This is a genomic window from Variovorax sp. KBS0712 (assembly GCF_006323185.2).
GTDB lineage: Bacteria > Pseudomonadota > Gammaproteobacteria > Burkholderiales > Burkholderiaceae_C > Variovorax > Variovorax boronicumulans.
This window is the reverse complement of sequence record NZ_VCCD02000002.1, coordinates 716,338-739,359: the sequence shown is the minus strand read 5'-3', so window position 1 is coordinate 739,359 and position 23,022 is coordinate 716,338. Positions and strand designations below refer to the sequence as shown.

Below are 23,022 nucleotides of genomic sequence, written 5' to 3'. Positions count from 1 at the left end.
ACAGAGACAGGGGAACGGGATTTTGAAACCAGACTTGCCGCAGGTGCTTCAGGGCGAGAGCGAGAAACAGGCGGCGCAGACCACGCCGCAAGGCCGGCGGCGCCAGTGGATCATCGGCGGCGCGGTCGCGGTGCTGGCGGCGGTGGGGCTCGGCTTTCCGATGGAAACCGTCGTCGTCGCACCGGGCCGCGTGATCCCCTCCGACCGCGTGAAGTCGATCCAGCATCTGGAAGGCGGCATCGTCAGCAACGTGCTCGTGAAAGAAGGCGACAAGGTCAAGCAGGGCCAGTCGCTGGTCGAGATCGACCTGGGCGGCAGCGGCCTGAACTTCGAGGAACTCACCGCGCGATACGCCGCCACGCAGGCCACGCGCGTGCGACTCATTGCCGAGAGCCGCGGCCAGCCGCTCAAGCGCGATTCGTTCGATGCCGACATCGACGAAGCCGTGCTCGAAGGCGAGATCGGCGCCTACCAGGCGCGCGCGCTCGAACAGCGCGGCGTCATGGCCGGGGCCGTGTCGGGCCTGGAGCAGGCGCGCAGCAAACAGCTCGAACAGCAGGCCAAGGCCAAGGGCCTGAACGACCGGCTCGCGCTGATGCAGAAAGAGCTGGAGATCTCCGAACAGCTGCTGAGCGAAAAACTCGTCGGCCAGGTCGAGGTGCTCGAGAAGCGCCGCCAGGCCGAAGGCGTGCGCAGCGAACTCGCCGTGGCGCGCCAGGGCGTGATCTCGGCGCAGGCCGCCATCACCGAGGCGCAAGCCAAGATGGCCGAGGCCGAGGGCCGCTTTCGCCGCCGCGCATCGGACGAACTGGCCACCGTCGAACGCCAGTTCGCGAGCTTGAGCGAAGACCTCGCGCGCGCCCGCACCCAGCGCTCGCGCACGGTGGTGAAGGCGCCGGCCGACGGCATCGTGAAGGGCCTGCGCAGCTCCAGCGCCGGCTGGGTCGTGAAGCCCGGCGAATCCATCCTGGAGGTGGTGCCCGACGAGGACGAGATCATGGTCGAGGCGCGCCTTAACCCGAACGACCGCGGCTTTGTCGAAGTGGGGCAGGAGGCGCGCGTGAAGATCACCGCCTACGACTACCTGCGCTATGGCGCCGTCGACGGCAAGGTCAAACTTGTGGCGGCCGACGCCGATCGCGACGCCGCCATTGCCAGCGGCGCGCCGTACTACCGGCTGCTCATCAGCATGTCGCAGTCGCACGTGGGGCGGCCGGAAAACCGCATCACCGCCGGCATGGAGTCCGAAGTCGACCTGCGCGTGGGGACCGATCCGTTCATCTGGTACATCCTGCGGCCTGTGCTCAAACTGCGGCGCGAAGCCTTCCGCGAACCATGAGCAAGCCCGTGTTGCCGGGCCGGCGCGCGCGCATCGCCCCGGGTGTGCTTTGCGCGACCTTGTGCGTCAGCATGGCGCTGCCGCCCACCGCTTACGCCCAACCGTCGCCGGAGCAGGAGGGGCCGCCTGCAGCGCTGGCACTGTCGCGCCGCCTGTCGCCACCGTCCCTCGGCGCCGCCAGCTACGCGCAGCGCGTGAAGCAGGCGCTCATCGCGCTGTCGCAGGAGTACCCCGAAGTGCTGACCGCGCAGGCGGCGGCCAACACCAGCAGCTTCGGCGTCGACGCGGCCCGCATGGCGCGCTACCCGCGCTTCAAGGTCGGCACCTCGTCGGGCACCTACAGCAGCGGCGCCAAGGACGCGAAGAGCGAGAACTACACCGTGCTCACCGCCGAAGCGCGCGTGAGCCTGATCGACGGTGGCGCCATGAGCGCGGCGCAGCGCGCCGCCGAATTCGGCAACCAGGCCGACGACGAAGCCGTGGTCACCACCTCGCAGAAAGTGGTGCTGGACGCGCTCACCGCCTACCTGCAGGTGCAGCGCTTCGACCTGAAGAAGCAGATCGCGCACCGCGCCACCGAAGTCGTGGCCGACCTGTCGAAGGCCGAGGCACGCCGCGTGGCGCTCGGCGTGAGCGGCGACAACGACCTCAACATGGCGGCGTCGCGCCGCGCCCTCGTCGCCGCGCGCGAGTCCGACTTCGAGGCCCAGCGCGACGAGGCGTTGGCCAAGTTTCGCAACTACTTCAAGTTCTCGCCCGCGCCCGAATCGCTGCCCGTGCTCGCCGCGCCGGCGCACTGGCGCATCGGCTCGCAGGAAGAAGCGCTGCGCCGTGCCGAGGCGCGCAGCACCGAACTGGCCGAAGCCCAGGGCCGCGTGGCGCGTGCGCGTGCGCTGGTCGACCAGACCGAAGCCAGCCTGTACCCCACGCTCGACGCCGTCGTCGTGAAGAGCAAGGACCCGCGCGGCGTGTCGCCGCAAGACCCCACGCGCGCCGCGTTTGAACTGAACTGGAACTTCGGCAACGGCTTCGACCGCCAGCTCAAGCTCAAGGGCGCCCTGGCCGAAGTGGCGAACCAGGAAGCCAAGATGGAGGGCGTGAAGCTCAACCTGATGGAGCTCACCGCGTCGTCGTGGTCCCGCACCGTGGCCGGCCGCGAGCGCGAGCGCCAGTTGATGGAAGCCGTCAGCACCTCGGGCCAGGCCTTCCGCGGCCGCCGCCGCCTCATGGAATTCGGCCGCGAGACACTGCCCCAGGTGCTCGATGCCCAACTCGACTACTACACCCTGCTGTTCGACTACATCGACGGCGTGTTCGACCTGCGCATTTCGGAACTGCGCCTGGCGCGCACTACTGGCGAACTGCGCATCGACCCCATCGGCGCCAACAACTGGATCGACCGCATCTTCGGCCCCCCGAGCCGGAACGTCCTGACCGAAGACGGCCTGCTGGGCGCGCTGTGCATCTCGAGCAACACGACCTGCGCGAGCGAACCGTTGGTCGACCGCGCACCGGGCGCATCGATTGCGAACCCGCCGCTGCGCCGGTCAACGCGCCTCGGAACCAACTAGCCGACGAGGCAAGCGCAGCGAAGCCCCTTCGCGAAACACCGAGGAACCGGCTTTGCCGGGCCTCAGGTGTTGCCCCCGGTAGGGGGAAGGAGAAGCGGACACGAAGTGCCGCGCAGCCTGGGGGCGAGCTAGTTACGTCTCTTCGGGGATGCCAGGCTCGCCGTCGAGGATCTGGTACTTGCGCATCTTTTCCCACAGCACCTTGCGGCTGATGCCCAGGTGCTGCGCCGTGTCCTGGCGCTTCCAGTCGTTGATCTCGAGCGCCGCGATGATGCGGTTGCGCTCGCTGCTGTTCCAGCCCTTGCGGTCGCCGTTCGCGTCGAGCGGGACGCCCGTGCCATTGCGGTCGGTGGCCAGCGCAGCGGGCGCCGGCGTGCCGCGCGTGAGCGCGATCGCGCGCTGGATCAGGTTCTGGTCCCAGCTGTGCAGCTGCCGCGCGATCACCCCCACGCGCTCCGCGAGATTGCGCAGCTGCCGCACGTTGCCGGGGAAGTAGGTTTCGGCCACCGCATCGCTGAGCCAGTGCGGCGTTTCGCCCAAGGCCTCGAGCTCGTCGCCGAGCACGTTCGCCAGCAGCGCCTTGAAGATCGCGATCTTGTCGATCTCGCCGCGCTCTTCGAGGCTCGGCACATGCAGCTCGATCACCGCGAGCCGGTAGAACAGATCGGCACGAAACTCGCCGCTCGCCACCATCTCGCGCAGGTTGCGGTTCGTCGCCGCCACGAGCCGGAAGTCGACGCGGATCGGCGATGTCGCACCCAGCCGCGTGACCGCGCTGTCTTCGAGCACGCGCAGCAGCTTGACCTGCTGATAGCGCGGCAAGTCACCGATCTCGTCGAGGAACAAGGTGCCCCCGGTGGCCTGCTCGAAGTACCCGCGGTGCGCATGCACGGCACCCGTGAACGAGCCCTTCGTGTGGCCGAAGAACAGCGACTCGAACAGCCCATCGGGAATCGCGCCGCAGTTCACCGCCACGAACGCGCCCTTGCCGTACTGCTGGTGCCCGATGTGAAGCTGCTGCGCGATGCGCTCCTTGCCCACGCCGGTCTCGCCGCGCACCAGCACCGGATGGTTGCAGTCCGCAAAGGCGCCCACTTCGGCGAGCAGCCCCTTCATCGCATCGGAATGCGCCACCAGCACGTCGGGCGCCTGCGGCGCGACATCGCGCGCACGCAGCTGGCGCACCAGCTTCGCCACCATCGTGCGCAGCTCGGCGCAGGTGAAGTCGTAGGGCAGGACGTGCAGGTACTCGGGCGGATACGTGCGCGAGTCGCGCTCGCGCGAGGCGGCCGCGACCCAGATCACGGGCATGCCTTGCAGCAGCTCGGTGGCATGAGGAAGCCCGCCGCCGTCGATGACGGTGACGCTGATGATCGCGACGGAAGGGCGCAGCGCGACACCGCGGTCCTGCTGGGGCGGCGGCAGGCCATCGGCCCGGATGACTTCCACGTCGAAGCTCGCCATGCACCGCGCAATGCGGTCGAGGATGTCGGCTTTGCCTTCCCAGACAAAGAGGTCGAGTTCGTCGAAGTTGGAGGCACTCATGTATCGAAAGGCAATGGCGAAGTGCTAGTAGACGAGCTTGGATTCGCCGCACAAGAGAGAAAGGAACCGGACATCGCTATAGCCAAGTTGAACCCCAAGCAGGTTGAGCAATGGAACGATGATCGCATCGAGCAAACCGAACAACGGGCTCAGGATGCTCAAGACAAAGGACAACAGGGGAGAGAGGATCCCGCCCAGTGGAAGTGGGAGCGCGCCGAGAAGCACGGTGGTCAGGGTCCACTTCGTGCCATCGGTGAAGTTGCTGAGTGTGTTGGACAGTACGGAGCCGACGGCATTGGAATTCACGGTCTGGACATCGTCTGTGTCTCCGATGACACCATTGAACGTGAGTTTTTGATAGCTGGTATCAGGAGTTTCCGCTTGCACCGGAACCTTGGCGTAGACCTGCAAGACTGGAATTCCCAGTGCACTGATCTCACTGATCATGGTGGGAGGCATTGCGCTGCAATTTATCGGGGTAGTCGTGTTTGACATCAGTGCATCGGAAACGCCCGCAATGCAGATGCTCGCTAATCCCGGTTTTGCCTCGATGTCGACTCGGCAGTCGGCCAAGGTACTTGCGCACTTGATACTGCTCAGTCGCCCATGCCCTTGGGCCACTTCGAGATAGATGGGCAAACGCAAGAGAGTCACCTTTACCAGCCAGGAGAGGCCCGGAATTTCGTTGGTGTCCACCAGCTTGACATCGAGCAGCAGTCTTACCGCGGCCGAATGTGCTTGCGTCCGCCAGTTGCCGTTGGCGTCTTTGCCTGCAGGGCCGATGGCGATAGATGGTGGCTCAATCACCACGAGTTGAACATCGGCCTTGGCCAATGCACCCAGATCAATAGTTGAACCGAGCTTGACGAGATTCTTTCCGTTGGCGATCTGAGCCGTGGTGGTCAGCAAATCCAGTACGTTGATCGCCGCGTTGGCTGCGCCCTCCCGAGAAGGAGTGGTGACCTTGAGCAGATCACCCAGCTTGATCTCCACGGACTTCACATTGGCGGAGATGATCGAATTGAGTGCCTGCACTGCCAACGCATTGGAGTTCCCGAGGGCCTGCACCATGGCCAGCATCAGGTCGTTCAACTTGATGGGAGTGTTGAGAAGCTCGTCCACGGTCCCGACATTTGGGATTGCGGAGATCAGGTCAAGCAGCCGAACCTGTGCTTTGGCCAGACCTTGGTAGTCCACCAGCTTGAGACTGATCTTGTTGCCGGTGCCGAGTAGTGCATTCAAGAGCTGATTGGCAACGCCTTCATTCAAACTGGCGAGGCCGGTTCCCAACGAGAACGAGGCGATCGGATCGTTGGCTGCGACTGCCTTGCTTTGAATCGTTCGATCCGCTTCAAAAAATGGCAGGAGAGAGATCGGTGTCCTCTTGATCGTGACACGAACGGCATTCAGCTCGGTCGTCGCGATTTCAAAATGATCAACCGTTGCCTTGTCGGGAGACCATCGACCGCATTCGATATCTTCATCGACCAGAGAGAAAACTGGCGGAAGATTCCGCTTGGTGTCGGTGGCCCCCGTTCCGTTGGCACTGAGTTTGGCGGCGGTTTTCGCGTCGGTGCAACCGTCCGCGCTGGAGATCATCTGGGCGCCGGCGAGGGCGGCCAGATCGGTCGCCTTTTGTATTTCTCTCTTCACGAAGAAGAGGTATCCCAGTTCAACACCGATGAGGGTGATGACGATGAGGCTCATCGCGATGGCCGTGTTGATGAGGATCGAACCTCGACCACGGCGTTGGAAAGAGGAGCTGGCGACCGGTCGGGTGAATACTGCGGTCATTTCTTCAGGCCTCTCATGATGTCGCCAGCGCGGCAGTTGCTTTGCCCTGCAGCTGCTTTATCCAGTTGCTGGCGTCGAAAAGCGGCATCTGAGGAAGGAAGCGAGCGTCGGTCTCATAGGGGTAGGTGACGGTCACGACGCAAGTGGGCGTGCTCGGTGCGACAGGACAGGATTCGATCGTGATGTGAGCCGAGATCCAATTCTTGCGGCTGGTCAGATTGCCGTTCGCCGATGCAGGAACGATGAGCGAACGAGCCAGGGACTCAACCACGGCCTGCTTCACCTTGACCGGATCGGGTGGTCGCGGCAGCAGGGTCGCCGCGCGAGCGCCATCTTCCGCGGCGCGAGAAACGACCTGCTGCGTGTAGAGGGCCGCACCGAAGGTCAGCAACGCGTACAGCACAAGAAAGAGGACCATGATCACCAGCGCAAACTCGATGGCTGCGACGCCACGTTGCGTACGGCAACCCGTACAGATGTCCTGTGCAACTGCCTTCATGACCCGGACCTCATGTCCAGAAGCATGCTGGCGTTGCCCACAATCTGGGCGGGCAGTGCAAAGCTTGGCAATGGGGGTAGGAGCGAACTCAAATTGTTCGCTTGCACGAGGACCACGACCTGGCAGCGATGGCTCCAGGCGACTCCACATCTGGCAGGCTTGGTTGGATCGCAGTTGTTGGTTTCGGCGGCGCAAATCTGGGCGGATACAACGGGTTGCACCACGGCAGGCATCCACTTGCTCTGGGCGGTTGCAATGGCGACCGCATGCTGCCTGCGTTCCTCCAGGCTGCTCTGGTAGCGGAGTGCGGCCCTTGCGCCGTCTTCCGCCGCGTTCTGAAGACCAAGCCGGAACGCGAAAAGCATGCCGTAGCAGATAACGGCATAGAGAAGGCTGAAGAAGATCATGAACACCACGGCGAACTCGATCGCATACACGCCGCGCTGAGCGCGTGATGATGTGGAAGCGCGGATCGCTTTCATGGCTGTTTCTATAGAGGGCTGATAGCGGGAGGGTCTGCCTTCCTTGCTACTTGGCGCCGCCAGTTCCGGAGGACGTCTTGACCGTCGAGCTCATTCGCTCCGGAATCGAGAACTCGAAACTCTTCAGATAACGTTCATAGCTTCGTTGCGCAACATTGCCTGCAATGGGGCGCGGTGTCTTGGATGCGATGTCACCGCTGCGTTGCCAGGCAAGCAACCCTTGAGTGGCGTCGCCCACTTGGAGTGACACATGGTCAAACTCTTCGGCGTCCGTGGCGTCGTTCTGAGACGGGTTGGCAGACGCCTCTGTCGTCACTTGCGTGCTTTGCGCCTTGGAGGCGGGAGGCGGCTCGGACTGCGTGGCGCTTTGTGCCATCGCCATCGACGAGGAGGTGAGAAGGGCGATGGCCCAGCTCAACCCGGACAGGGTGCGGAAAACCGTGCCGCATTCTTTTTTCATGGTGTACCTCATGGAGTCGGGCTCGATGGCAAGGGTGTCGAAGAGGCGGTTGCTGCTGGATTCGACTGAATGGCGGTGCGGATGCCTGGAGGGGTGGACCAGCGGGACGCTTTCAGCGCGAGGGGGGCCGCGGTTTCGTCGGGAAGTGGCATGCTAGTTGTGGAGCGCAGGGGCACTGCGGTTGCGCCAGCGCGGAGTTGCTGTGCAGCCTCCTTGATCGCCGAGCGCGCTGTGGGAGACATGCGGTTCGCCTCCATCATGGCGGCCGCTTGCTCTTGCTGATTGGTGAGTTCAAGATACAGCGCAAGATTGGCTTGGGCCTGCGCGCTGTCCGGCCTCAGTTGAAGTGCCTGCATCAACGGAAGCCGTGCTTCCTCGGTCGAGCCCGCACGCAGATGGGCGTAACCGAGATCGCTCAGCAGCAGTGCATCGGTTGGTGCGCGGCGCTGGGCCTGTTTCAGAAGCTGTATGGCTTCGGGGTAGTTGCCACGGGCACCCGCAAGAAGGCCCAGTCCGCGATAGCCAGCGCCTTCAAGTGGCGTGCCCATCAAACGCTTGTAGATGGCTTCGCTCTGCGCCGCCTGTCCTGTCTGCCGCAAGGCGTCGGCGCGCAGGCGCGTGGATTCGGGCGACGTTCCCCAGCGCTGCTCGAGGGCATCGATGTGCGCCAGCGAGGCGAACCACAGGCCTTCTCGCTGCATCTGCTCGACAAGCTTGAGGTAGGTCTCTTTCGTGTCGACTGAGTTCCCCGCTTTGGTGTCGGCAGCGGCTTCGGCGGCCATGCGTTGCTGGGCTTCGGCACTGGCCGCGTACTGATCCTTCTGGGTGGCGCACCCAACGAGCGCAAATGCCGTTAGGCACGCTGCGGTTTGTACCGTGATGCGACCCCGCATGCCGCGGAGCTTCCTTTCAGGGAGATGAATGCTCTTCATTTGGCGACTGCTCCAAGAGAACGGAAGACGGCAATGAATCCTGGACCGGCGGTCACTATCACCAGTGCGGGGAGCAATGTGCCCACCATGACGGCCGTCATCTTCACGGTGATCTTTCCGATCCGCTCCTTCATTTCCGAGCGGCGCCGTTCGCGCAGCCGCTCGCCGAATACGCGCAGGGGCTCTTGCACCGCCCCACCGTGGCGATCGACCTGAACGAGCAGCGAAACCAGACCGCGAAGATCTTCATTGCCATGCAGCGTGGCGAGTCGATGCAGCGAGTGCTCGCGTGTTCGCCCTTGGCTGTATTGGCGGTTCGCGAGAGTCAACTCATGGCCGAGCACGCGCAACACGTGGGAAAAATCGTCGGCCATGATCTGCAGGCTCTGATCGAGGCTGAGGCCCACGCCCTGCAGGAGCTTCAACAGATCCACAAAGAGCGGAAGCTCACGATGGATGCGTTCGCGTCGGCCGGCGGCAATGCGACCGAGCACCCACTTGGGGATCATGAAGCCGACCACGAGGGCACCGGCGAGCGCGATGATCATGGCGCGTTCGGCGAGTGCTCCTTTCCAGACGACATAAGCGAACGCCGGCAGGAAGAATGCAAGCAGAAGGCGGGTGACCAGGAAGATCAGTTGCGTCCGCTTGGAGGGGTATCCGCATTGGTCGATGAGTCGTCGGTCCTCGTCGGCCACGAGGGCTCGCCCGACGCGAGAGTCGAGCCAATGAAAAGGGAGTTCGATATCGGTGCGTGGCGGATCGCCCGGACCTGGAGTTGCATCGAGGGGAGTCTTGAGGTCGATCTGCGTCGTGGTGTCCCGTCGAAGCGCGCGGCCAATCACCTGGCCGCTGCGACTGCGGCGAAGCTCTGTCGCGATCAGGGCGCCGGCCGCAATCACCAGCCCCAGTGCCAGGAGTGCAAGGCTGAGAATGGCGAAGTGATTGGAAGTGAAGCTCATGCCAGCTTTGCCAATCGATACAGGAAGAAGGTACCGAGCACCTGCAATCCGGCGGAAGAGAAGATCAGCGTGCGGCCGATCTCATCGTTCCACATGCCCAGGAAGTAAGCCGGGCTGCTCAGGATCATGAAGGTGCCCACGCCAATGGGAAGGAGCCCCAGAATCCAGGCGGAAAGCCGGGTTTCTGCAGACATCGCAACCAGTTCGTGCTCTGCCTGCTCGCGGTCGCGCATGAAGTTGGCCACCCGTTCGAGAAGAAGATCGGCCCGCCCGCCATAGCGCACGCCAAGGCCGAGGATGGACGCCAACAGGAACATTTCTTCCACCCGCACATTGGTCGCCGTCTGGTGCAACGCACGGTCGAGATCCACCCCCGCACGAACCAAGGCGGCCGAGCGCTCCATGTGCCCGCGCAGAGGCTCCTGCGTCGTCGCAATCGCGAGCTGGAATGCCGCTTGCGTGGAGTTTCCGATGGTGATCAAACGCACCATCGCGTCGATGTATGCCGGCAACTGGCTGATCAGTTGGCGACGGATTTTTTGGAGCCGCAGCCAGACCGCAAAAACCGAAACCAGGACGAGCAGGAACAGAACACCAACCGCTGCGATTGCCCCGCCGAAGAGTCCCGCCAAAAGGCACAGCACGACGATGCCGACCACGGCAAGCGTGGCGACCTTCGGTGAAACAACGCCGAGCAGCCACTCGGGCAAGACCGTCTCCATCAGGCCCTTGCGGGCCGGCGTGCCGGTCGTCGCCTCCGTGTTGAGCCAAGGATCCGAAGTGATGCCGGAGACATAGCTTTCCGACGACGGATCGCGCAATGGCATCGGCACGTTCGCAACGGACGGCACCGCATCGGCACTGCTCGCCAGAATCTGCTGCTCAAGGTGACGCCCGGTCGCTTGGCGGGTCTGCCGGCTTCTTGCCCATTGCCAGAGCAACAGGCCGCCGGCAGCCAGCAGAAGTGCGATGCAGGTCACGATGAGCAGCGCTTCACGCACGGCCTTCTCCGTTCTGCGCGCGCGCCATCGATTGGCGGAAACGGGTGATCTTCGGTGAGTGCGGCGCGATGCCGAGCGAGACCCAGCGGTCGCGTTCTTCGCCGTCCGGTGAAACCACCGGTTCGTAGCGGTAGAGCTCCTGCATCGCCACCACGTTGTCGTTCACACCCGTGACTTCGCTGAGCGAGATGATGCGCCGCTGCCCGTTGGAGAGCCGGCCGATCTGCACGATGAAATCGATGGCGTTGGCAATCTGGCGGCGCAGGCTGACCTCGCTGCCTTGATAGCCGGCAAAGCCGGAGAGCATTTCGAGGCGGTACAGGCATTCGCGCGGCGAGCTCGCGTGGATGGTGCCCATGGAGCCTTCATGCCCGGTGTTCATGGCCTGCAGCATCTCGATGACTTCGGCACCGCGCACTTCGCCCACGATGATCCGGTCCGGGCGCATGCGCAGGCTGTTGCGCAGCAGGTCGCGGATCGACACCACGCCAGTGCCGTCGAAACCGCCGGGGCGGCTTTCGAGGCGCACCACGTGGCTGGTGCCCAGCGAAAGCTCGGCTGTGTCTTCGATGGTGATCACGCGTTCGCGCGAAGGGATGAAGCTGGCCAGTGCGTTGAGCAACGAGGTCTTGCCCGAACTGGTGCCCCCACTCACGAGGATGTTGCAGCGCGCACGCACCGCGATCTCGAGCAGCTGCGCCATGCCGGCATCGAAGGTGCCGAGCTTCACCAGGTCTGCAGGTGTGAGAGGTTCCTTGCGGAACTTGCGAATCGAAACCGACAGGCCATCGATGGCCAGCGGCTCGATGATGACGTTGATGCGCCCTCCATCGGGCAGGCGCGCATCGACCATCGGGTTCGATTCGTCGAGCCTGCGCCCTAGCGGTGCCAGGATGCGCCGCACGATCCGCATCACGTGCTCGGAGTCCGTGAAGCGCAGCGTTTCGCGCTCCAGCATGCCGTGGCGCGACACATAGACGTTCTGGTAGCCGTTGATCAGGATGTCTTCGACAGCCGGATCGTTCAGCAGGTCTTCCAGCGGGCCGAAGCCGGCCAGCTCCTTCGTCAGCGCATCGGCGATGAGCTGCATCTCGCGGTCGTTGATCGGCACGCGGCGCAGGCGCACGAAGCTGTCGACCTCCAGCTCGACGAACTGCTGGATCGACGCGCGCGACCAGCGGCCGAACTCCGCGCCCAGTTCTTCGATGCGACTCAGCAGGTGATCGTGCGTCCAGCTCTTGATGTCCTGGAACTGCTGGGAGTTGATGAACGCCTGGTCGTCGTCGGCAAATTCGATATCAGTGGACATGGATCAGCCTTCGTTATCTCTCTTCCAGAGCCCCGTGATCTGCGCCATCAGTGCCACCCATCGAGGGTCCTTGGCAGGCGGTTGACCGGAGACGGACATGTATTCCTGGTGCAGGGTGCGAGCCAGGCCGCCGACGGCCTGTGCATACGGATCGTTGCGGGCGGTGCGCACGAGCATTTCGCCGCGGCAACCGGCGGCAAGCAATTGGGTGCTGCGGTCGGGCAGCACATGCTGCAGCGGCAGTTCAAGGCGTTCGGCGATGTCCTTGGCCGACAGGCCGACGCGAGCGTCGAACTTGTTCACGACCAGAGTCATTCGCTCGGTCTCGACGTTGCGGGCGCGCAGCTCCTTGAGCATGTTGGCCGTCGAGACGATGGCGCCGATGCTCTGGTCGCACACCACCCACGCGTTCTGTGCTTCGCGCACGGTCTGGGCGATGAAGTCGATGGTCGAGAAGCCGCCGAGGTCGGCGATCTGGAAATCGAAGAAATCGGCCAGCCGGCGGATCAGCGAGACGGAATCGGCGTGCGAGATCTCGCGCACCTGCGCCAGATTGGTCGGCAGCGGCAGCACGGCGACGCCGCTGGTGTGATGCGCCAGTGCGGTGTGCAACAGGGTCTGGTCGAGGCGCCGCAGATTGCGCACGCCATCGACGAAGCTGAAACCGCTCTGCGTGTTCAGGTACAGCAGGCCATCGCGTGCGGGCAGGCCCAGGTCGAGCAGCGCCACGCCATGGCGGCCGTTGCGGCCGGCCGGGCGTGCAGGCGCTTGCCCCAGTTGGTCGTATAGCGTGAGCGCCAGGCTCGTGGCCAGCGTGGTGACGCCCAGGCCGGCGCGTGCGCCCAGCAGGGCCAGCGTGCTGCCACGCAGGCCCCCGGGGAGCGAGCGCCGCTTTTCGAGAAGCGCGCGCAGGGTGCCCACGGCTTCATCGGGCGTGGCCGAGAGGTCGATGAAGTCGTCCACACCGGCGCGAAGGGCGGCCAGCATCGCCGCGGGTTGCGACGACACACCGGCGGCCAGCACGGGCAGGGTGGGCCAGTCGCGCTTCAGGCGTTGATGGAGTTCGCTGGCTGCGGTGGCTTGCTCGGGAGAGAAATCGATGAACACGGCCACAGGGCCGAGCAAGGAAATGCGCTCGTCGATCGTCTTCGTGTCCTGGCTCAGGACGACGACCGAGCCTTCATGGCTGAGGGCGTCGGTCAGCCAGGTGATGTGGCCGCCGTTGGCTGACGCGAACAGGTAGGTTTCGCTGCCAGTTTCCGGAAGGTTGTCGCGTGGGGCGTTCATGGTGCCGTTCTGCGATGTGCGATTCGTAAGACCGTCATCCATCAGCGGGAGAAGCCCGGCACCGCCGTGTTGGCTGCGCCGCCGAGGAAATGCGAGCGCCACACGGGGCCGTCGCGCTGCTCGGCACCGCCTGGGAGGTAAGGAGTCAGATCGGTGTTGCGGGCAATCGGCTTGACCAGATGCGGGGTGACGAGGATCACCAGTTCCTTCTCGCTCATCTGGTACTTGTTCTGGCGGAAGAAGGTGCCCAGGATCGGCAGGTCGCCCAGCAGCGGAACCTTGTCGACGTTCGAGGTGGTAGTGCGGCTGACCAGTCCACCGATGATGAAGCTCTCTCCGTCACCCAATTCCACGGTGGTGTCGGCACGGCGGGTGGTGATCGCGGGCACCGCAACGCCGCCGATGCTGAGTGAGTTGGTGTAGTCGAGGTCGCTGGCTTCAGGTGCCACCTTGAGCACGATGCGGTCGTTCGACAGCACGGTGGGGGTCAAGGTCAGGCCGATACCGAAGGGCTTGTACTCGATGCTCGTGGTGCCCAGACCCTGAGGAGCTGGAACGGGCAGTTCTCCGCCGGCCAGGAAGCTGGCGCTCTGGCCCGACATTGCGATCAGCGTGGGCTCGGCGAGCACGCGCGCCATGCCATTGCCCTCAAGAAAGCCGACGTTCAGCCCGATACCGGCCTTGCCGAAGTTGAACAGCAGGCTGAAAGCCTGTGCGAGAGGGTTGCTGTATTCACCACTGATACTTCCATCTGACGCGAAAGTTGCAGACTTCAGTGACGACGGCGTGAAGGAACCAAAGCTGAATCCATTGGAGTTGGCGCGCGTGCTGAAGATGTTCAGACCCGCCTGCTTGAGCACACTCCGGTTGAACTCGACGACCTTCACTTCGACCTGAACGGTGTTGCTGCGCACGTTGACGACAGAGCGGTCGATGAGCTCCGTCTTGTCGCCCGCGCCCGCCAGGGCCGTGTCGCGTGCTTGCTGGTGTGCCGCGACGCTGTCCACGGCGCCGGAGACTGTGGCGTTGCGACGCCGCACTTCGACTGCATATGTCGTCGCCGCTGCGTTGCCTTTTTCCCAGACCATCAGCGTGGTGCGTCCTGCAGCCTTGCCGGTGATGATCAGTCGCGCCGCGGGAGAACTTGGTGTCTTGCGGGTGACGGTGACGGCCGCGACGGCCTCGTCGGCGATGGCCATCCGCTCGATGCCCTTGTCGATCAGAAGCTCCTGCTGTGTGCCCGCATTGAGAATCAGCGGCCGCTGGGGCTGTGTGCGCACAGCCTGGGTGTCTGCGGCATTGGCGGCGAACGGCCAGGCGGCCTGGGCCAGCGCACACAAGGCGATCAGCGACGAACGCAACAGCGGCGGGGCGCCCGCAGGGCTGCTCGACGGTTCGCGTGGCGTGTAGGGCATGTGGCTTCTTTCCTGGATGACGGACGTGACGGCTGAAGTGCGCTGCACTCAATAGCTCATGGTTTCGCTGCGGTCGCCGCGAATGACTTCGACTTGAAGGCCGCCGCGAGCGGTACCTGGTTGGGGTGCCCGTGTGCCAGTTGAGATGGCGCGGGCTTCAGTCAAGGCCGGGCGACTGGCGACGTTCTTGCCGCCGGTCACAAGATCGAGCGCCGTCAAACCTGCCTGTGCACGGTCCAGTCCTTCCAGAGGCGGGCGGCGAGGCTCGCCGGGGCGGACCGAGGCAGGCTGCAGTGCGGTCGGGAGATCGGTAAAGAGCTTGGGGTCGGGTTCGCCCATGTCGTTGGGGTTGCGCAGCGCCAACATCAGTCGACCGGTTGCATCGCCGATCGTGAGGCGGTTCACGTCATCGACGGGCACCGCCAGCACGGCGGTGCGGGCAGGCTCGGTGCGTTGGGCTTGTTGTTGCTGCTTGTCCGCCGTCTTCGAAGGAAGACCATCGACGGATGCCGAACCGAAGGCGAGCACGCGCTTGCGCGAGAGAAGCAGGCGTGCCTGACTGCGATCGACGTCCTTGCCGTCCGACTTCAGCGTGATGAACACGTCGACGAAATCTCCGGGCTGAATCTTGTTGCCGACACCCATGATCTCGTCGGCCTTGACAGCGACTGCGCGTTCGCCTGCTCCCACGCGAAGGGCAAGGCCCGAGACCAGTTGGTTCTCCATCACGGGCGTGCCCTCTGAGAGATCGAGTACCGGAACGCGATCGGCCGCTGCTGCCACCTCTTGAAAAGCGCCCGCAGGATTGACGGTGAGATGCTCGACGCGCAGGGCATCTGCTGCAATGACTTGACCCGCGGGCAGCGGCTTGGCGGCGACGACAACGGGGTAGGTAACTGCGGGCTGGCTCTTTGTCTGCTCGCTCCCTCGTTCAGAGGCCGCAGGGGCCTTTGGTGTGGGCTGCCGACCGAGCATCCAGGCATAGACCCCCAGCAGGATGGCCAACAGAACCAGGATGGCAGCGATGATTTTGGTGAGATTGATCATGGGCGGCGGAGGGAAGGGGAGCAAGCGATCATGAGGAGGGAGATGAAGGGCCTGCGAAACGCAGCAGAGCGGCTAACTCTCTCGTCCCCAAACCATCCACACCACGGCGGCCAAGGCCAAGTAGGCCGCGTAGGGAATGATGCGAAGCCGGCGTGCCGGCGTATTGGATTCGGTGGTACGCGACGGACCCGCGAGCATCGAGGTCAGCCGAGGGAAAAGAGGCCAGCGCTCCAGATAGCGCCAAAGCATCGCGTGAGCGCAAGCCAGCAAACTGGCGATGACCCAGATCGGGATGAAGGCGGAAAACCCGACCCACAGCCCCAAGGCTCCTGCGAACTTCACGTCACCCGCCCCCATGAGGCCGGTGGCGTAGAACAACAGAAGAAAGCCGAAGCCTGCTGCTCCACCAAGGAGCGCCGCTTGCCAATCGAACCCGAGAGGCCCTGTCCCCAGCGCGAGTGCCGCAACTGAAAGGGACGCGCCTGCGACCACAAGCCAGTTGGGGACGCGGCGCTGCTGAAAGTCATAGGCGGCGACAAGTAGCAGCCATAGCAAAAAAGTCGCCGTCAAGATCATCGCAATCGACTTTCAAGTCGTCACGATCTTGGCGAGTTCGGTCGAGATCTTGGTGAAGATGGCACCCAATTTAGAGCCAATCGTGGGAAGAGATACGAGGATTGCAATGGAAATAAGCCCTGCAATCATTCCGTATTCAAGTGCAGTAGCACCCTCTTCATCACGCAGAAAACGAGTAATAGAACTAAGCATGGTGATCTCCTGAAAGGAAGTGTTAACAAAGGCTGGCACGGTGGATGTTATACAGCGTAACTCCGTGTATCAACAGGAGAAACACACCGGATCGAGTCCCGGATGTGCTACTCGGAGGGGTAAAGCAGGAAGGCGGCCAGCCTCGTTCGGCCCCCACAACGGGGCAGAAAAGGTCACTTATTCACAGTCTGGAGATGTTCGTTTCCCTCTGTAAACCGCATGCACACTGGCATGGACGAGGGGAACGCGTTACGGACGCGGGAACGTCCGAAAGTTGAGCGTTACGGGAACATGCCCGTTACGTGTTACGTAGCGCGGTACCTAGGAGTGCAATTTGTAACACTCGACAAGGCGGCTCCGTTTGGGCAATAAATCACACTTTTGGGGCCGAGACCCCTTCGGTGATGTGGGCTCAGCCGAGGATTTCTTCGTGGAAGAGCTTCCACTCGCCGCCCTGGCGCAGCCAGTATTGGCGGCGGGTGCGGCCGTTCTTCTCGCCCTCGAACACCTCGCCGAAGGTGGCGACCATGGTGTCCTCGGTGTCGCGCCAGTGCAGGTACGACGTGTCCTTGATTTGCACTCGTTTACCTTGTGCGTAGGTCAATTCGTCGCGGAGTACCGCATCGGCGTCGACGGGCTTGCGGCTGGCGCGCTGGAAATCCGGCAAATAGAATTTTTTCAATTGCGCTTCATTGCCGCTGGCGCGCGCGTCTTTCCAGGCGGTAATTGAATCGGCGAATTTCTTTGTTTCTTTTTCGGCCTGCGGCTGCGAAATCCATTGCAGGCTGCGCGCGGTGACGACGGGGGTGGCGCCGATCTGGACCTTGCGCAGCAGCTGCTTGAGGTCGGGGTTGGCCATGACGACGCAGCCGTCGCTGGCCAGCGGCGCCCGCGCGAACTGCTGGGGCGGGGTGCCGTGCAGCCAGATGCCGCTGCCGGTCTTGCCGCGCCGCACGTCGTACGGGTTGGGGTAGTTGATGGGCAGGGCGCCGGCGCCGTAGAAGTCTTTCAGCGAGCGCGGGTCGAGGCTGCTGGTGATGTAGTACACGCCCAGCGGGGTGCGCGCGTCGCCTTCGACGGCCTTGTCGGTGCCCGACTTGCCGACGGAGATGTAGTAGTCGGCGACGAGCTTCAGGCCCTTGTCGGAGTTCTCGAACAGGTACAGCCGCGAGCGCGAGGCGTCGACGGCAATGGCGAAGCGGCTGCGGGTCGAGAGGGTGAGGAACTGCGAGGGCACGGTGCCGGCGGGCGGGCGTTCGCGCAGGGCCTGCAGGCGGCGGCGCGATTCCTCGTGCAGCTCGACCATGGCCGGGTTGCCGCGCAGGCGCGCGATGCCGGCGGTGTCGGGCATGGCGTTCGACGGCGGCACCTGCGCCGCGAGCAGGTCGCCGTACACGAGCTGCGCGAGCTGGAAGTTCGGATGGTCGCGCACGAGGGTCTGGGCCTTGGCCAGCGCCTCGCGGGTCTTGCCGCGGCCGAACAGTTCGTAGACGCCGATCAGGCGGGCCTCGGCGCCGCTGGCTTCCTGCAGCGGCGCGGCGGTTCTGGCGGTCTTGCGGGCCGGGCGCGTGGCGCCCGCGTTGTCTGCCGCGACGGCGGACCGCTTGCCCTTGGCTTGCAGTTGCGTCTTGCTGGCGCCGCTGCCGGCTTTGGCGCCCCTGGCTTCCTTGGCGGACGCGCGGCTGCCGCCCGCCTTGGCGGCCTTGGCGGCCTTGGTGCCGCTGGTCTTGGCGTTGGCCGACTTGCTGGAACTGCTGCTGTTGTTGGCTGCGAGCGCGGCGCCGGGCGTGGCCAGCAGGAGCGCAGAAGCGGTCGTCAAGGCCGCGAGCAGTTTCCCGCTCCGCAGCGGGAACGGGAGGGTCTGAAGCCGGCCGTGCCGGACGATGTCTGCCACTAGCCGCCGACGCTTTCCTTGCGAATGTGCCACTGGTTGCCGGAGCGTTGCAGCTCGAGCGTCTTACGGCTCGCGATGTTGAGGTTGTCGGCGCGGTAGATCTGGCGGAACTTGGCGGTGGCGGTCTGTCCGTCGACCTTGATCGCGAGGTTCTCGAGGTTCACGCTGATGCTGGACTTGCCGACGATGCGCGCGCGGCGGTCTTCTTCCCAGGCCTTGCGGCTCTGGCCGCCGGCGGGCACGAAGTCGCTGCCGTAGGCGGCGAGGTAGCGGTCCATGTCCTGGCTGGCCCAGGCCGAGGCCCAGCCGCGCACGACGGATTCGATCTCGGCGTTGGAGGCCGGGGCTGCAGCAGGCGCTGGTGCCGGTGCCGGTTCAGGCGTCTTGGCAACCGGCGCGGGCGCTGCGGCCACCTTGACGGGCGGTGCGACAGGCGCGGCGGCGGGTGCCGGCGCGGGCGCAGGCGGTGCCTTGGCGACAGGAGCAGGCGCGGGCGCGGGTGCCGGAGCAGGTGCCTTGGCGACTGGTGCGGGCGCAGGCGCCGGGGCAGGGGCCTTCGCAGCCGGTGCCGGTGCAGGCGTCGTCGTGGCCGAAGCCACGAGGGTCGAGCCCTTGGAGCCAGCCGCCGGCGGCGCGGTGAAGAGCGTGCGGATCACGGCCAGCTTGGGCTGCACCGCGGTGTTGTTCTGGTCGAGCTGCAGCGCCTTGCTGTAGGCCTGGCTGGCCAGCCGCGCGTACACGTCGCCGAGGTTTTCCTGGGCGGTGGCGTAGCTGGGGTTGGTGCGAATCGCGCTTTCGAGGGCGTTGCGGGCCTTGTCGAACTGGTTCTGGCTCGCGTAGATGACGGCGAGGTTGTTGAACGGCTCGGGCAGCTCGGGTGCGTCCTGCGTGAGCTGCGTGAAGGCGGCGATGGCCTCGGCGCGCTTGCCGGTGTCGAGCTGGATCACGCCCTTCAGGAAGCGCATCTGCGGATCGCGCGGCTTGTCCTTGAGGAAGGCCTCGGCCTTGGTCATGGCTTCGTCGAGCTTGCCGGACTGCATCAGGCGGTCGACCTCTTCGTGCTCGGTCGCGGCCAGCGCGGGAAGCGCGGCGCCGCAGGCCGCAACGGCCAGGAACAGGGCGCGCACGGTGGGGGGGAAGCTGAAGCGGGCGCGAGGCCGGGGGCTCTTGGGCATTGCGGACAAGACCTCGTTGGTGGGGAAGGGGAATGCGGCAGGCATTGTAAATGCGCCCGTCACCTCTGGATACCAAGCTGACGGAGCCCTGCGATGGACCTATTCACAGTTGTGCCGAACTTGTGCGATGCAGCATCATCATGTAACGTCTCGTAAGCAAAATGCACGTGTTTACCCTGATTTTTCCAACCCTCCGGAGTCCGTCTTGAAGATCACCAAACGCCGCCTGCTCGAAGGCGGCGCTGCAGCCATTGCCACCTCGCTGTTCACGCCGGCTTCGTGGGCCCAGCGTGCAGCAGGCGGCGATGCCGCCTGGCCAACCAAGCCCGTGCGCATCCTCGTGGGCTTTCCGGCGGGTGCCTCGCCCGACTTGGCGGCGCGCGCCATCGCAGAGCCGCTCTCGAAGCTCCTGCGCCAGCCGGTGACGGTGGAGAACAAGCCCGGCGCCAGCGGCAACCTCGTGGCCGCCGAAGTGGCCAAGGCCACGGACGACCACACGATCGGCGCGCTCATCAACGGCAACCTCACGATCGCCAAGCTGCTGAACCCGTCGCTCGACTTCGACCCCGAGAAAGACTTCGCGCCCGTCGGCCTGATCGGCACCGCGCCGCTGGTGCTGGTGGTGTCGGGCAGCGCCACGGGCAAGACCGCGGCCGACCTGCTGCTGTGGGTGCGCAACCTGGGCAGCGCCGGCAAGTACGGCACGCCGGGCGTGGGCACGGTGGGCCACCTGGGCATGGAGCTGCTCAAGAGCCGCGCGGCCATCACCGCGCAGCACAAGCCCTACACCGGCAACCCGCAGGTGATCGCCGGCATCCTCGCGGGCGAGATCCAGCTGGCACTGCTGCCGCCCGGGCTGGCGATGCCGCACGTGAAGTCGGGCAAGCTCAAGGCCATCGGCGTGACCTCGCCCGAGCGCAGCCCGCTGGTCAACGAGCTGCCGACGATCCGCGACGCCGACGTGCGCGGCGCCGACCTCGAGATCTGGACTGCGCTCGCTGCGCCCGCGAGCATGAAGCCGGCCGCCGTGGCCCGGCTGAATGCCGCGTTGGTCGAGGTGATCAGTTCGCCCGAGGTGAGCGGCGAGCTGCTCAAGACTGGCTGGCAGGCGCAGCCCGGTTCGCCCGACACGCTGGCCAAGCGCATGCGCGCCGACACCACGCGCCTTGGTGGCGTGATCCTCATGAAGGGCATTCGCTCCGAGGCTTGAGCCTTCGCGAGGGCGACCGCGCTGCGGCTACAGCAGCGCCGACACCTGCCGTGCCGCATCGATCAGCGCCGGCAGCATCGTCTCCTGCATCACCTTCGCACTCGTGCGGTTCGCCTGCCCGCTGATGTTCAGCGCGGCCACCATGCGGCCCTGTCGGTTCACGATGGGCGCGGCCACCGAGATCAGGCCTTCTTCCAGTTCCTGGTTCACCAGGCACCACTGCTGCTTGCGCGCCTGGGCCACCTTGGCCATGAGCGCGTCGATGTCGGTCACGGTGTGCTTGGTCAGCGCCTCGAGGTTCGAGGCCTCGAGCCGCGCGCGCACCTCGTCGTCGCTCAAGTCGGCCAGCAGCAGGCGGCCCAGTGAGGTGCAGTACGCCGGCAGCCGCGAGCCCACGCCCAGGCTGATGCGCATGATCTTCTGCGTGGGCACGCGCAGCACATAGACGATGTCGGTCGCGTCGAGCACGGCGGCCGAGCACGACTCCTGCACCTGCTGCACCAGCGCCTCCATCACGGGCTCGGCGCGGTTCCAGATCGGCATCGACGACAGGTAGGCAAAGCCCAGGTCGAGGATGCGCGGCGTGAGCGTGAAGAGCTTGCCGTCGGTCACCACATAGCCCAGCGTCTGCAGCGTGAGAAGAATGCGCCGCGCCCCCGCACGCGTGAGGCCGCTGCCGGCCGCCACTTCGCTCAGGGTCTGGTGCGGTGCGCTCGCGCTGAACGAGCGGATCACCTGCAGGCCGCGCGCAAAAGACTGCACGTAGCTGTCGCCGGGAGCGGGTGTGTCGGTGGCGGAACTGGCGGAAACAGGGTGGGTTGCCATGGCGAGCGATCCTCTTTAAAATTCATTATACGAACAAAAGTTCTTTAGGCGAACAAATTGCGGTTTGCGAGGGTTCGTGAATTCGGCAGGGTGTTCGCACCGTTCGGTTTCTTTCTTCACTCCCGGAGACAGGCTTCATGATCAACAAGATCGCGCGCTCGGTCGCCGATGCCCTGGCAGGCATCCAAGACGGCGCCACGGTGCTCATCGGCGGTTTCGGCACCGCCGGCATTCCAGGCGAACTCATCGACGGTCTCGTCGAGCAGGGTGCCAAGGACCTCACGGTCGTCAACAACAACGCAGGCAACGGAGAGACGGGCCTGGCGGCGCTGCTCAAGGCCGGCCGCGTGCGCAAGATCATCTGCAGCTTTCCGCGCCAGGCCGACAGCCAGGTGTTCGACGGCCTGTACCGCAGCGGCAAGATCGAACTCGAACTCGTGCCCCAGGGCAACCTCGCCGAGCGCATCCGCGCGGCGGGTGCCGGCATCGGCGCCTTCTTCTGCCCCACGGGCTACGGCACGCAACTGGCCGGCAACCGCGAAACGCGCGAGATCGACGGCGTGCAGTACGTGCTCGAGTACCCCATCCACGGCGACGTGGCGCTCATCAAGGCCGAGCGCGGCGACCGCTGGGGCAACCTGGTCTACCGCAAGGCCGCGCGCAACTTCGGCCCGGTGATGGCCATGGCGGCGAAGAAGACCATCGCCACCGTGCACGACATCGCCGAGCTCGGCACCCTCGACCCCGAGAGCATCGTGACCCCGGGCATCTTCGTGCACCAGGTGGTGCGCATCGAACGCGTGGCGACCCAAGCCGGCGGCTTCAAGAAGGCAGCATGACCATGGCATACACCCGTCGCACCAAAGACCAGTTGGCAGCCCGCGTCGCACAAGACATCTTCGACGGCGCTGTCGTCAACCTCGGCATCGGCCAGCCCACGCTGGTGGCCAACCACCTGCCGCAGGGCCGCGAGGTCATCCTGCAAAGCGAGAACGGCATCCTCGGCATGGGCCCCGCGCCCGAGGCCGGCGAAGAGGACTACGACCTCATCAACGCCGGCAAGCAGCCCGTCACGCTGCTGCCGGGCGGCTCGTTCTTCCACCACTCGGACAGCTTCGCGATGATGCGCGGCGGCCACCTCGACATCTGCGTGCTTGGCGCGTTCCAGGTGTCGGCCACGGGCGACCTGGCCAACTGGCACACGGGCGAGAAAGACGCCATTCCCGCGGTCGGCGGCGCGATGGACCTGGCCATCGGCGCCAAGCAGACGTGGGTCATGATGGATTTGCTCACCAAGCAGGGCGCGAGCAAGCTGGTGCAAGAGTGCACCTATCCGCTCACCGGCATCGGCTGCGTCAAGCGTGTGTACTCCGACCTCGCCACGCTCGAATGCACGCCGCAGGGCCTGAAGCTCGTCGACACCGTCGAGGGCCTGAGCCGCGAAGAGCTCGAGACGCTGGTCGGCCTGCCCATTGCGGCATGACGGCCGCCTGATCCGTTCCACCCA

22 protein-coding genes are annotated in these 23,022 nt (G+C 64.9%); 5 read left to right on the top strand and 17 right to left on the bottom strand.

Annotated elements, in window-relative coordinates; translation table 11 throughout:
- The first annotated feature begins 43 nt into the window (after window positions 1-43).
- Entirely contained in the window at window positions 44-1,339 is a 1,296-nt protein-coding gene (locus tag FFI97_RS20380) for an HlyD family type I secretion periplasmic adaptor subunit (RefSeq protein ID WP_223301423.1), read from the top strand.
- Window positions 1,336-2,910: a TolC family protein gene (locus FFI97_RS20375; protein WP_095948074.1), complete on the top strand. Its 1,575-nt coding sequence runs from the start codon at window positions 1,336-1,338 to the stop codon at window positions 2,908-2,910. The genes FFI97_RS20380 and FFI97_RS20375 overlap by 4 nt, the downstream gene beginning before the upstream one ends.
- Window positions 2,911-3,042: 132 nt before the next feature.
- Here the strand turns inward: FFI97_RS20375 and FFI97_RS20370 are convergent, their stop codons facing one another.
- The 16 genes from FFI97_RS20370 to FFI97_RS20295 form a co-directional block, all read right to left on the bottom strand.
- Complete coding sequence (locus FFI97_RS20370; protein ID WP_062479678.1) at window positions 3,043-4,455, bottom strand: sigma 54-interacting transcriptional regulator; 1,413 nt, start codon at window positions 4,453-4,455, stop codon at window positions 3,043-3,045.
- Window positions 4,456-4,479: 24 nt separating this feature from the next.
- Window positions 4,480-6,249: a TadG family pilus assembly protein gene (locus tag FFI97_RS20365; protein WP_139704888.1), complete on the bottom strand. Its 1,770-nt coding sequence runs from the start codon at window positions 6,247-6,249 to the stop codon at window positions 4,480-4,482.
- 13 nt (window positions 6,250-6,262) lie between these two features.
- On the bottom strand, window positions 6,263-6,748 hold the full coding sequence (locus FFI97_RS20360; RefSeq protein ID WP_139704887.1) for a TadE/TadG family type IV pilus assembly protein: 486 nt from the start codon (window positions 6,746-6,748) through the stop codon (window positions 6,263-6,265).
- Entirely contained in the window at window positions 6,745-7,230 is a 486-nt protein-coding gene (locus tag FFI97_RS20355; RefSeq protein ID WP_139704885.1) for a TadE/TadG family type IV pilus assembly protein, read from the bottom strand. Before FFI97_RS20355 ends, FFI97_RS20360 begins: the two co-directional genes overlap by 4 nt.
- 46 nt (window positions 7,231-7,276) lie before the next feature.
- A complete protein-coding gene (locus FFI97_RS20350; protein ID WP_260685071.1) occupies window positions 7,277-7,690 on the bottom strand; it encodes a DUF3613 domain-containing protein in 414 nt (137 codons plus the stop codon).
- An 8-nt stretch (window positions 7,691-7,698) separates the two neighbouring features.
- On the bottom strand, window positions 7,699-8,622 hold the full coding sequence (locus FFI97_RS20345; protein WP_260685070.1) for a tetratricopeptide repeat protein: 924 nt from the start codon (window positions 8,620-8,622) through the stop codon (window positions 7,699-7,701).
- Window positions 8,619-9,584, bottom strand: coding sequence for a type II secretion system F family protein (locus FFI97_RS20340; protein ID WP_139704883.1), 966 nt, complete (start codon window positions 9,582-9,584; stop codon window positions 8,619-8,621). Before FFI97_RS20340 ends, FFI97_RS20345 begins: the two co-directional genes overlap by 4 nt.
- Window positions 9,581-10,585 (bottom strand): type II secretion system F family protein, encoded by a 1,005-nt coding sequence (locus FFI97_RS20335; protein ID WP_185993670.1) that lies wholly within the window; start codon window positions 10,583-10,585, stop codon window positions 9,581-9,583. Before FFI97_RS20335 ends, FFI97_RS20340 begins: the two co-directional genes overlap by 4 nt.
- Complete coding sequence (locus FFI97_RS20330; protein WP_139704881.1) at window positions 10,578-11,894, bottom strand: CpaF family protein; 1,317 nt, start codon at window positions 11,892-11,894, stop codon at window positions 10,578-10,580. The genes FFI97_RS20335 and FFI97_RS20330 overlap by 8 nt, the downstream gene beginning before the upstream one ends.
- A 3-nt stretch (window positions 11,895-11,897) precedes the next feature.
- A complete protein-coding gene (locus FFI97_RS20325; protein WP_139704879.1) occupies window positions 11,898-13,181 on the bottom strand; it encodes a CpaE family protein in 1,284 nt (427 codons plus the stop codon).
- Window positions 13,182-13,222: 41 nt separating this feature from the next.
- Entirely contained in the window at window positions 13,223-14,596 is a 1,374-nt protein-coding gene (locus FFI97_RS20320; RefSeq protein WP_139704877.1) for a type II and III secretion system protein family protein, read from the bottom strand.
- Window positions 14,597-14,644: 48 nt separating this feature from the next.
- Entirely contained in the window at window positions 14,645-15,643 is a 999-nt protein-coding gene (cpaB, locus tag FFI97_RS20315) for a Flp pilus assembly protein CpaB (protein ID WP_139704875.1), read from the bottom strand.
- A 72-nt stretch (window positions 15,644-15,715) separates the two neighbouring features.
- Window positions 15,716-16,219 (bottom strand): prepilin peptidase, encoded by a 504-nt coding sequence (locus tag FFI97_RS20310; RefSeq protein ID WP_260685069.1) that lies wholly within the window; start codon window positions 16,217-16,219, stop codon window positions 15,716-15,718.
- 12 nt (window positions 16,220-16,231) lie between these two features.
- Complete coding sequence (locus tag FFI97_RS20305) at window positions 16,232-16,450, bottom strand: Flp family type IVb pilin (protein WP_313906287.1); 219 nt, start codon at window positions 16,448-16,450, stop codon at window positions 16,232-16,234.
- 373 nt (window positions 16,451-16,823) lie between these two features.
- Complete coding sequence (locus FFI97_RS20300; protein ID WP_409574635.1) at window positions 16,824-18,305, bottom strand: murein L,D-transpeptidase family protein; 1,482 nt, start codon at window positions 18,303-18,305, stop codon at window positions 16,824-16,826.
- Complete coding sequence (locus tag FFI97_RS20295) at window positions 18,305-19,480, bottom strand: nuclear transport factor 2 family protein (RefSeq protein WP_139704902.1); 1,176 nt, start codon at window positions 19,478-19,480, stop codon at window positions 18,305-18,307. Before FFI97_RS20295 ends, FFI97_RS20300 begins: the two co-directional genes overlap by 1 nt.
- Before the next feature lie 205 nt (window positions 19,481-19,685).
- On the opposite strand from FFI97_RS20295, the gene FFI97_RS20290 reads away from it, so the two are divergent.
- On the top strand, window positions 19,686-20,690 hold the full coding sequence (locus FFI97_RS20290; protein WP_139704870.1) for a Bug family tripartite tricarboxylate transporter substrate binding protein: 1,005 nt from the start codon (window positions 19,686-19,688) through the stop codon (window positions 20,688-20,690).
- Between the two features lie 27 nt (window positions 20,691-20,717).
- On the opposite strand, the gene FFI97_RS20285 is transcribed toward FFI97_RS20290, so the two are convergent.
- Complete coding sequence (locus tag FFI97_RS20285) at window positions 20,718-21,515, bottom strand: IclR family transcriptional regulator C-terminal domain-containing protein (protein WP_095746744.1); 798 nt, start codon at window positions 21,513-21,515, stop codon at window positions 20,718-20,720.
- 137 nt (window positions 21,516-21,652) lie between these two features.
- Between FFI97_RS20285 and FFI97_RS20280 the strand changes: the two genes are divergently transcribed.
- Window positions 21,653-22,354 (top strand): 3-oxoacid CoA-transferase subunit A, encoded by a 702-nt coding sequence (locus FFI97_RS20280; RefSeq protein WP_139704868.1) that lies wholly within the window; start codon window positions 21,653-21,655, stop codon window positions 22,352-22,354.
- A complete protein-coding gene (locus FFI97_RS20275) occupies window positions 22,351-22,998 on the top strand; it encodes a 3-oxoacid CoA-transferase subunit B (RefSeq protein ID WP_139704866.1) in 648 nt (215 codons plus the stop codon). Before FFI97_RS20280 ends, FFI97_RS20275 begins: the two co-directional genes overlap by 4 nt.
- Window positions 22,999-23,022 lie beyond the last annotated feature (24 nt).